Source organism: Methanocorpusculum sp. GPch4 (assembly GCF_012062385.1).
Taxonomy (GTDB): Archaea; Halobacteriota; Methanomicrobia; order Methanomicrobiales; family Methanocorpusculaceae; genus Methanocorpusculum; species Methanocorpusculum parvum.
Genome location: NZ_SIJA01000039.1, coordinates 1 through 8553 on the forward strand (window position 1 = coordinate 1; position 8553 = coordinate 8553).

General features: G+C 67.6%; 8 protein-coding genes. 5 read left to right on the forward strand and 3 right to left on the reverse strand.

Annotated features, from left to right (window positions below):
- On the reverse strand, nt 1-192 hold a 192-nt coding region (locus EYA77_RS09880; RefSeq protein ID WP_245241166.1), incomplete at its 3' end, for a hypothetical protein.
- 3 nt (nt 193-195) lie between these two features.
- On the opposite strand from EYA77_RS09880, the gene EYA77_RS09885 reads away from it, so the two are divergent.
- Nucleotides 196-411, forward strand: a complete 216-nt coding sequence (locus EYA77_RS09885; RefSeq protein WP_245241168.1) for a hypothetical protein — start codon at nt 196-198, stop codon at nt 409-411.
- Nucleotides 412-495: 84 nt separating this feature from the next.
- Here the strand turns inward: EYA77_RS09885 and EYA77_RS03780 are convergent, their stop codons facing one another.
- Entirely contained in the window at nt 496-1902 is a 1407-nt protein-coding gene (locus EYA77_RS03780; protein WP_167815905.1) for a lyase family protein, read from the reverse strand.
- Between the two features lie 254 nt (nt 1903-2156).
- Between EYA77_RS03780 and EYA77_RS03785 the strand changes: the two genes are divergently transcribed.
- Complete coding sequence (locus tag EYA77_RS03785) at nt 2157-3317, forward strand: hypothetical protein (protein ID WP_167815906.1); 1161 nt, start codon at nt 2157-2159, stop codon at nt 3315-3317.
- Between the two features lie 169 nt (nt 3318-3486).
- A complete protein-coding gene (locus tag EYA77_RS03790; RefSeq protein WP_167815907.1) occupies nt 3487-3744 on the forward strand; it encodes a zinc ribbon domain-containing protein in 258 nt (85 codons plus the stop codon).
- A 185-nt stretch (nt 3745-3929) separates the two neighbouring features.
- Here the strand turns inward: EYA77_RS03790 and EYA77_RS03795 are convergent, their stop codons facing one another.
- A complete protein-coding gene (locus EYA77_RS03795; protein ID WP_167815908.1) occupies nt 3930-5372 on the reverse strand; it encodes an amylo-alpha-1,6-glucosidase in 1443 nt (480 codons plus the stop codon).
- A 240-nt stretch (nt 5373-5612) separates the two neighbouring features.
- Between EYA77_RS03795 and EYA77_RS03800 the strand changes: the two genes are divergently transcribed.
- Both EYA77_RS03800 and EYA77_RS03805 read left to right on the forward strand, forming a co-directional pair.
- Nucleotides 5613-6611: a hypothetical protein gene (locus EYA77_RS03800; RefSeq protein ID WP_167815909.1), complete on the forward strand. Its 999-nt coding sequence runs from the start codon at nt 5613-5615 to the stop codon at nt 6609-6611.
- Nucleotides 6612-6703: 92 nt separating this feature from the next.
- Nucleotides 6704-8506 (forward strand): glycosyltransferase family 39 protein, encoded by a 1803-nt coding sequence (locus tag EYA77_RS03805; protein WP_167815910.1) that lies wholly within the window; start codon nt 6704-6706, stop codon nt 8504-8506.
- The last annotated feature ends 47 nt before the right edge of the window (nt 8507-8553 follow it).

An 8553-nucleotide genomic window follows, 5' to 3' on the forward strand; every position in this document is an offset into this window, starting at 1 on the left:
CCGCAGCCCCACGTCGTCATCGGAGTCCGAGGGGTAGCGCATGGTCTGCACCAGCCCGTTCCCCGGCCCTGGAGGCAGGAACCCCGCGTCGTCATCGGAGTCCGAGGGGTAGCGCATCGTCTGCACCAGCCCGTTCCCCGGCCCCGGAGGCCGCAGCCCCACGTCCTGATCGGAATCCGACGGGTAGGCCATGGTGTGGACCTGCCCTCCACCGGGCTTCTGCCCTTCCAGGAAGCCCCCGAAGAAGGGCCCCCCCGAGAACCCGAGCAGAGCGCTCCAGATGTCGAAGAGCTGGAAGTTGACACAGCGAAGCTGGAAGCCGAAACCGCAGCCGCAACCGGCGGAGCCTCCGACCATGCCCGCGCCAACCGTCAGAGAACTGAACTGCTGGAGTGGGCCATACTGGGCTGACTGGTAGCGGATGCTGTCCACGGCACTGGCCTCCTGGTGAAGTTGTTGAATCATCACGCAGGCACGCACGGATCTCAAGAGGGGCTACAAAATATTTCGCGCCTCTCCGAAGAGGACTCCATCCCAATGGTCCGCCAGGGCCAGCGCGCGCCTTCGGGCTGGTCCGGTCAGGCTTCCGGGATCCTTCAGGGCAGCCCGATGCCGGGCTGGAAGGGCAGCCAGGACTGGTCCAAGTCGGGGGTCCTCGGCGACGACCTCCAGCAGGTCCCGGCCGGCGCGCCGGGCCTGGACGGCCGCCCGCCTCACCCCCTCGTGGGCCTCCGGCACCCCCGCAGCCGAGAGCAGGACCTGGAGGGGGCCGGAAAGCCAGCCCGTCTCCTGCAGAACCCTGGCCTCCATGGTGTCCCGCAGCACTTCCAGGTCGCGCAGGGCCCGAGATGCCCGCGAGCCGGCGACGGCCAGGCCCAGCACCAGGCGAGGCTGGAACCGCGCTGAAGCCGAATTGGAGAGGTCCCTCTGGTGCTCCGAGACCTGATCGAGATACCAGGTCATGACCTGTGGGGCGAAGGTCTTCCAGAGGCTCTTGACGTTCTCCCAGGTGATGGGGTTGCGCTTGTGAGGCATCGCCGAAGAGCCCACCTGTCCCTCCTCATCGTAGAATTCGGCCACCTCGTCAATCTCGGTGCGCTGCAGGTGGCGCATGTCGTCGGCCAGGTTGGCCAGCACTCCGAAGGCCGCGGTCAGGTGGTGCAGGACCGCCAGGGCCGGCTCGGGAGGGACGATCTGGGTTGAGGCCCGCGCAGGCTCCAGACCCACCTCCGCCAGGACCTCCCGCTCGAAGTCCTCCGGGTCCTCGAAGAGCAGGCCCTGAGCGACGAAGGCACCCACCGCCCCCGAGAACTTCCCGCGCAGGCCAGCCAGGGCCCTCCGGATCGCGAGGATCTCCCCTCCCAGGCGGTCCAGGTGCACCGCGCAGACCAGTCCGAAGGTCAGCGGTTCAGCGTGCTGACCGTGGGTGCGCCCGATCTGCAAGGTTCCCGCCTCCCGGCGCGCCAGGCGTGCCAGTTCCCGGCAGCACCGGCGCAGGGCCGGGAGGACCAGGCCTTCGACTCCGGCGCGCAAGCGCATCAGGTGCGCGTTGGACAGGATGTCATAGGAGGTGGCGCCCAGGTGGACAAAGGGCCGGACGGCCTCGGGACACTGAGACGTGAAGACGTTGATGAGGGCCTTGAGGTCGTGGTGGACCCGGGACTCCTCCTGGCAGAAATCATCCAGACGGACCCGGCCGGCCGCCTCGACCGCCTCCGGGATCAGGTGATCCGGGAGGAAACCCCGGCGGGCCAGCACCTTCAGGAGGGCCAGTTCAACCTTCAGGCAGTAGTCCAGGTACAGGGCAGCCTCGGAGACCAGGCGGGAAGCCGGTTCCAGCAATCCTTCGGACTCGAGATAGCGCCCAATCAGGGGATCGGGCAACCACAGCGGATGGGTCACGGCAGCCTCCAGCTCGGCGGTTGGACTCCCCCGCTTCGCAAGCCCTGCGGCGGCCTCCTGTGAAACCCTCCCACACGTCGCGCGGCTCCCGCTCGGGAGGGGGCGACAGGAACGGACATCATTGACGCAAGACCGTAACACTTCGTTTACAGGCTATTCATAACGGCGAACTCCTGTAACATCCCGGCAACAATCCATCTGAACGATTGGAGCATCCTCAGATCAGGGGGAACCCATTCGTCCAGGAGGCTCCGATGTCCGAACCGATTCGCGCCATCAGCAACCAGCAGACCAACCGGACCGTCCACGCCGCCCAGGCGACCCCGACCGCCAGCGCAATGACGGCCGGCCAGTCGACGGAGAAGCCCGCCAGGGGACCTGCCGATGGAGCGGTTCTCTCGGACGAGGCCACCGCAGGCGCCGCCGAGGAGGGCGAAGACAGTCCCCTCCTGGCCGCCCTGAAGGACCCTGAGGGGACCGAAGATTCCGAGAAGGCCGAGGATGGAACCACTCCGAAGCCCGACGAGGCCGGGGAGAAGGACAAGGCGGAGGATCCTGCCAAGACCGACGCCGAGAAGAAGCAGGAAAAGATCAAGAAACTCCAGGAAGAGATCCGCCAGACCGAGACCGAGTTGCAGGCGGCCCTGGACAAGGGCGACGAGGCGGCCGCCAACGCCGCGGCGGGCAGGCTGTCCACCCTGGTCTCGGATCTCCAGCGCCTGATGGGCGACAAGAGCACCTCGGCTCCCGACGTGGGCGTCCAGCCTGCCGACGCGGGCGGAGCGGCGGCCCCGGTGGATGCAGGCGGCGCCATGGCGGCTCCGGCCGGTGGCGGAGCTCCGATGGGAGGCGGTGCGCCCGCCGGCGGTGGAGCGCCCATGGGAGGCGCGGCCCCGGTGGGGGGCGACGCCCCGGCCGCAGCCGCGGGCGAAGCGGCCCCGGCCTCGGAGACCCAGGTGGTCCCCCCCGAGCTCTCCGAGGATGACCAGAAGCTGGCCCAGTTCATCGAAACCCAGTTGGAGGGCAGCCCCGCCGCCGGTCAGGGCCTGGGCTCCCACTTCGTGGCCGCCGGACGGCAGAACGAGGTCGACCCCCTGGCCCTGCTGGCCATCGCCAAGCACGAGACGGGTTACGGCAAGCTGGGCGTGGGCCTGACCAAGATGCTGGGGGTCGGGGCCTATGACTCCAACCCCAACGGCAAGACCCCCTTTGACGGCGCCGTCAACCAGATCTACTCGGGCGCCAAGACCTTCGCCAACCTCCGGTCCAAGGGCGGCTCCACCGCCCAGGACTCGCTGGGCAACCAGCTCTCGGCCGTGAACAAGGCCGGGTGGGCCACCGACCAGAGCTGGCACACCAAGGTCGCCTCCCACTACAACACCATCGCCGGCAACGCCAACCGGGCCGTCGCCTAGACCTCAGGCCCACAGCCCAGCGAAGGCCGCCAGGCACGCGCCCGGGTCCACCGACGAACGAAGGCCGCCAGGCTCAGGCCCGGCGGCCTTTGGTCATTTCTGGCGCCCCCGGCTTGGACTCAAGAGGACTCCGAGACCCATCTCAGAATCGAGCCACCTGGAGGTCGCGATGGAACACTGTCAGAGTTGTGGAATGCCCCTGGGCGATACCGACGAGTGGCTGGGCAGCGAGCGGGACGGAAGTCTCAGCCCGGACTACTGCAAGCACTGCTATGACCGGGGTGAGTTCCGGGGCCAGATGACCATGGACCAGATGATCGAGTTCTGCGTCCCCCACCTGGTGGCGGCCCGACCCGAGATGTCCCCCGAAGCGGCGCGCTCCCTGATGCAGGAGATGTTCCCGCGCCTGAAGAGGTGGCGTTCCTAGGGGGCCGGTCGGAAACCTCGACCGAGCATCGTCGAGGGATTTTTTGTCCCCGCCAGGAGCAAAAGGTTGCGGTTTGCTTGAGGCAAATGAGACTTTTTGCGACACAGCGGGGGCCTCGCACCCGCGCCCCGCGCGGGTGCATCCCATTGAGCGGCGAGGCGACCGAGGGGTTTCCGTCTGGGTTCCTAGGGGGCCCCGGACGCGCCATCCCTCCCGGGAACCAGGCCGTGCTCGACGCAGACCCGCAGCACCTCGGCCACGCTCCAGGCCTGCGAGCGGGTGCCGCCGGCCGCCTGGTCGGAAGGCTCGGCCAGGGCCGCGGTGAGGCCCGCGGGGTCGTCCAATGAGAAGCCCTGCAGGCCCTCGCAAGGGCGGCCTCCGTCGAAGACCTCCGGGATCGTGCCCTCGGGGTGCGCCACCATGTATTCCAACAGGGGCTGCAGCAAGGCCCGCAATTCGGCCTGGATGCGAGGCTCCGGCCAGCCCTGGCCGCGCCGCACCCGCACCAGGGCGTCGGCGTAGGGCCCCATCAACCAGGGCCATGCGGTGCCCTGGTGGTAGGCCTGATCCTTGAGGATCGGCGGCTGCGAGGTGTCGTAGCGCTCGCAGTAGCGGGGGCTGCGGTCGGAGAGCGTGCGCATCCCGTAGGGGGTCAGCAGTTCCCGGGTGGCGGTCAGCACCACGGCCTGCTGGCGCTCGGGCGAAAGCAGGTCCTCACCCACGCTGATGGCCACCAGCATGTTGGGGCGGATGTCGTCCCCGCAGGGGTCCCCGTCGACCACGTCGCGAAGGGCCCCGCAGCCCCCGGAAGGCTCGAACCAGAACCTCTGGTTGAAGCTCTCCCGCACGCGGTCCGCCAGCGCCTCGCAGGCCGCTGCGTCCTGCTGCCGGCCCAGGCGGCGCTCCAGGTCTGCCAGGTAGCGCAGGTTGGCATACCACAGAGCGTTGATCTCCACCGCCTTGCCGTTGCGGGGCGTGACGGGACGGTCCAGGCCGTCGGGGTCGGCATCCATCCAGGTGGACTGGGCGGGCGTGACCACCAGGCCGTCGGAATCCATGCAGATGCGGTTGAAGCGGTTGTAGCGGCGGTAGCCCGTGCCGGTGCGGTACCTCTCCATGATCCGGCGGATCACGGGCGCCATCTCGGCTTCGAAGGCCTCGTCGCCGCTGGCCTGGGCGGTGCGGCGCACGGCCTGCACGAACCACATCGGGCCGTCCGAGGTGTTGTACTCGGCCCCCTGAGGATTCTGGGGCGTCCACTTCGAGACGTCGGCGATGCGGTTGGGGATCAGCCCCTCGTGCTCGTAGCGGGCGAAGCCGCGGATGTTGGCCTGGGCCTCGGCATGCCGACCGGTGGCCAGCAACAGGCCGGGAAGCGCGATGAAGGTGTCCCTCCCCCACTCCTCGAGGAACCAGTCCCGGTCGGCCGCCCAGATCTGGACCCCGCCCCCCTCGTGGCGCACGAAGCCATCCGCGGCCCGAAACAGCAGTTCCTGCAGTCCCCGGGGATCCTCCCAGAGACGTCCCTCACGCGCCAATCCGCTCCACCTCTCTCGCAACGGCCCCTCTCCCTCCAGCGCCCTGGCGCTCGAATCCGGCTGTGCCCACACCAGGAGCACCATCATCATCAGCAGCAGGCGCGCCCTTCCTCCTCGCGGGCCATGAGACCCGCACCGGCTCCGCTTCACGCCCTGCGCCTCCTCTCCAGCATTCGTCGGGGAACCCTCCTGCCATCCTTCGGGTCGCACAACCCTGTTTGACCGGGCTTCGACGCACCCGAGGAGGTTCTCCTGGGCTCTGTGCGGAAGACCCCGCCTGAAGGTGGTCCCCTCATTCTTCAGTTCCGGTGGGATGGTGAGGTGCACTCGATGTCCGATGAATCCAAGACCCCTGTCTCTCCCGAGGAATCGGCCGGTTCCAAGGAGTCTTCGCCCCCCTCCGAGGGGGCCTCTGCCGACGCTCCGTCCCCGCCCCCCTCCGCGGAGGCGCCCGCGGAGGGCGAAGCCAAGAAGTCCGGGGGGTTCGACTTCCTGACCATACTGCTGGTCGTCGTCGTCCTCCTGAACGTCGTCTTCTTCCTCTACAACTCCTATGCGGACAAGCCGCCTGCCAACCCGACCGGGGGACCGCCTCCTCAACCTGCGGAATCTCCCGTGGGCCAGGCAGAATCTCCTCAACCTCCGGTCGACCGGCCGATCCTGGAAGTCCTCACCCCCGAAGAAGAGACCAAGGTCATCCTCAAGGCGGCTCAGGACTTCGACTTCAAGAATCCCCGCCTGCTGCTGGCCCTGATGGCCTTGAACAGTCAGCCCGAACCGATCGGCCTGAGCCTTCAGCAGAAGCAGCGTTTCCTGGTCGAGTTTGCCGCCAAGCGCCTGGACAGGAGCGTCGACAGCATCGTGGCGTCCCAACTGGGCGATGTCTTCGAGGGTGCCGGCCTGAACCCGGCCAAGGCCAAGGGCACGGGAACCCCGGCCGAGAGACTGAGCCAGGCCGTCGCGCTCCTGACCAGGATCCAGGCCAAGGCCACCCCCAAGCCCTTCCGGGCCCGCGAAGTCGGCTTCAGCAAACGCTTGAAGAGCGTGGACGAGGCCTGCGTGACGCTCCTAGAGTTGGACGCCAAGGGGAAGGACCGCTTCATGAATCCCGACATGGCGGCAGAGCTGCTGGCCATCCTCCACCCGATCCTGGCTGCCGGCACCCCATCCTTGACCGAAGCGCAGCAGACCTGGATCCAGAAGAACCAGGGAACCGAAAAGCTGAGTTTCGAGACCTGGCTGAAGCCCTTGGGCCTGCCGACCTATGACGACTCGGCGCTGACGGTCATGCAGGATCATGTCCGTTCCCTGCTGGCAGGCATCAAGTAGCCAGATGGAATCCGCCTGTCCGATGGAATCTCCGGCCGGGGCCCGTCCATGAGCCGACGGTCCAGGAGACCTCCGCGCCCCAGCCTCCAACCGTGCTGAAAACCCTGGAGTCCCGGCAGGTCCTGGCGGTCGTCCTCTTCCTGGCGCTGGCCTGCCTGGTGGTTCAGATCTCCTGGGAAGCTCGAGATGGCCTGACCTTCCCAGACCACCACTCCCCGAACTTCCTGGCCAACGCCCTGTTCTGCAAGCAGTGGCTGCTGGCCCTTCCAGAGAGACTGCTTCGGATCCTGGCCACACGGTCCACCGAAGGGGTCCACCTGGCCCTGGGGACCGGAGACTACCCCCCCGTCTCCTTCATGGTCTCCGGGGTCGCGATGGCGCTCTTCTCGTCGACGGTGGCCGTTGCGCGAACGGCCCAGGTCTTGTTCGTGGCAGGTGCCGTCGCCGCGATGGCCTGGCTGGGGTGGCAGGTCGCCGGTCGCAGGGGAGCGATTCTCCTGGGGCTGGGAATGGCCACCGCCACCTGGACGACGCATTTCGTCCGGATCTACTGCACGGCCCCGGCCCAGATGTTCATCCTTGCATTGATGATGGCCCTGGCCCTGGATTCCGAAGCCCTGACCCGGACTCGGAGATGCGTACAACTGGGCCTGGCCCTGGCGTTGGGCATGCTGGTCAAGTATTCGGTGCTGCTCCTGGGAGTGCCGACGGTCGTGCTGGCCGCACTTCCCCGCCTGTTCCGCAGCCGGAATTCCAAACTCGGCCTGCTGATCCTGATGGTCCTGACCAATCTGGTGGTCCTGCTGACCTGGTGGGGAGTTTCCAAGGCCGAGTCCGGAGGCACTGGACTGGAGTTCCCGTCTCCGATCAACGCCGAAGGCCTGATGGCCCAGGTGCTCTTCGGCGTGGCCCTGGTCTGGAGCGTGAGACTGGGAGGGAGGGAGGAAGGCTCGTCGGGTCGGGGCCTGCTCCTGATCGCTGCGATCTGCGGCCTCGTCTGTTCGCCCTGGTATTTTTCCCGAATGGAGTTATGGAAATTCCTGATCCCCGAGCAGTATTCGCACGCTCCCGTGGTTGCGGGAAACCTGGCGGAGAATCTGGCCGCGGGATGGAACAGCTTCCAGGACCATCTTTTCGTCCTGAACACGTTCTACTGGGAGGGGGCAGCGTGGCTGGCGTCGGGCACCGTGGGGCTGTTGTCCTGGAGGGCCAGGTTCCGACCGGCCCTCGACCTGGTAGCCACCTCGCTGACCGTCTTGACCCTGCACCTCACCCTTCTGCCGCCGGATCCGCGATATCTGGCCCCCATGACCCCTGTCCTGGTGACGCTGGCCTTCCTGTGGGCCGCACGATGGCGCGCCACCTTCCTGTCCTGCGTCGTGCTGATGATCCTGGCGGGACTGATGCAGGCCGCAGCCTGGACTCCGGCCGCCCAGGCCGCTGCCTCGATTCTTCGGGCGCAACTGGTCCCTGTGACGAGCATCCTGCCTCAGTCCGGGCCTCCCCCCCCATCCGAGCGCCCCCCGCTCCTGGCTCTCTCCAGGGTCCCGGTTGCCGAGCTGCCGGCGAAAGGGCCAAACCTCTTCAAGGCCTTGCCCCAGGGAATCCGCCTGGGTCTGATCCGGGAGGGCGAATTCCATCACCCGGACGGACTGGGCTTCTTCGTGGCCTACCTCAAGGATTGGACCACACTGGACGAGCTCTCGGACCGTGCTGCCGCCGAGGACCAGAACCTTCATGCCCTCCTGGTCCTCTCCACGTCCCCGGAAACACCGGGCAGGGACGAATATCCGGCCCCCTGGGGAAACCCGGAAGAATTCCAGATCCAGGTTGCCACGCACAGCTTCTTCTTCCGGATCTACCGGTGGAGTCCAGCGACGTGGCCCACCCGCTGACTCCTGCCCCGGCAGGACGGCAGCGCCCCCGCCGCCACCCCCGAAAG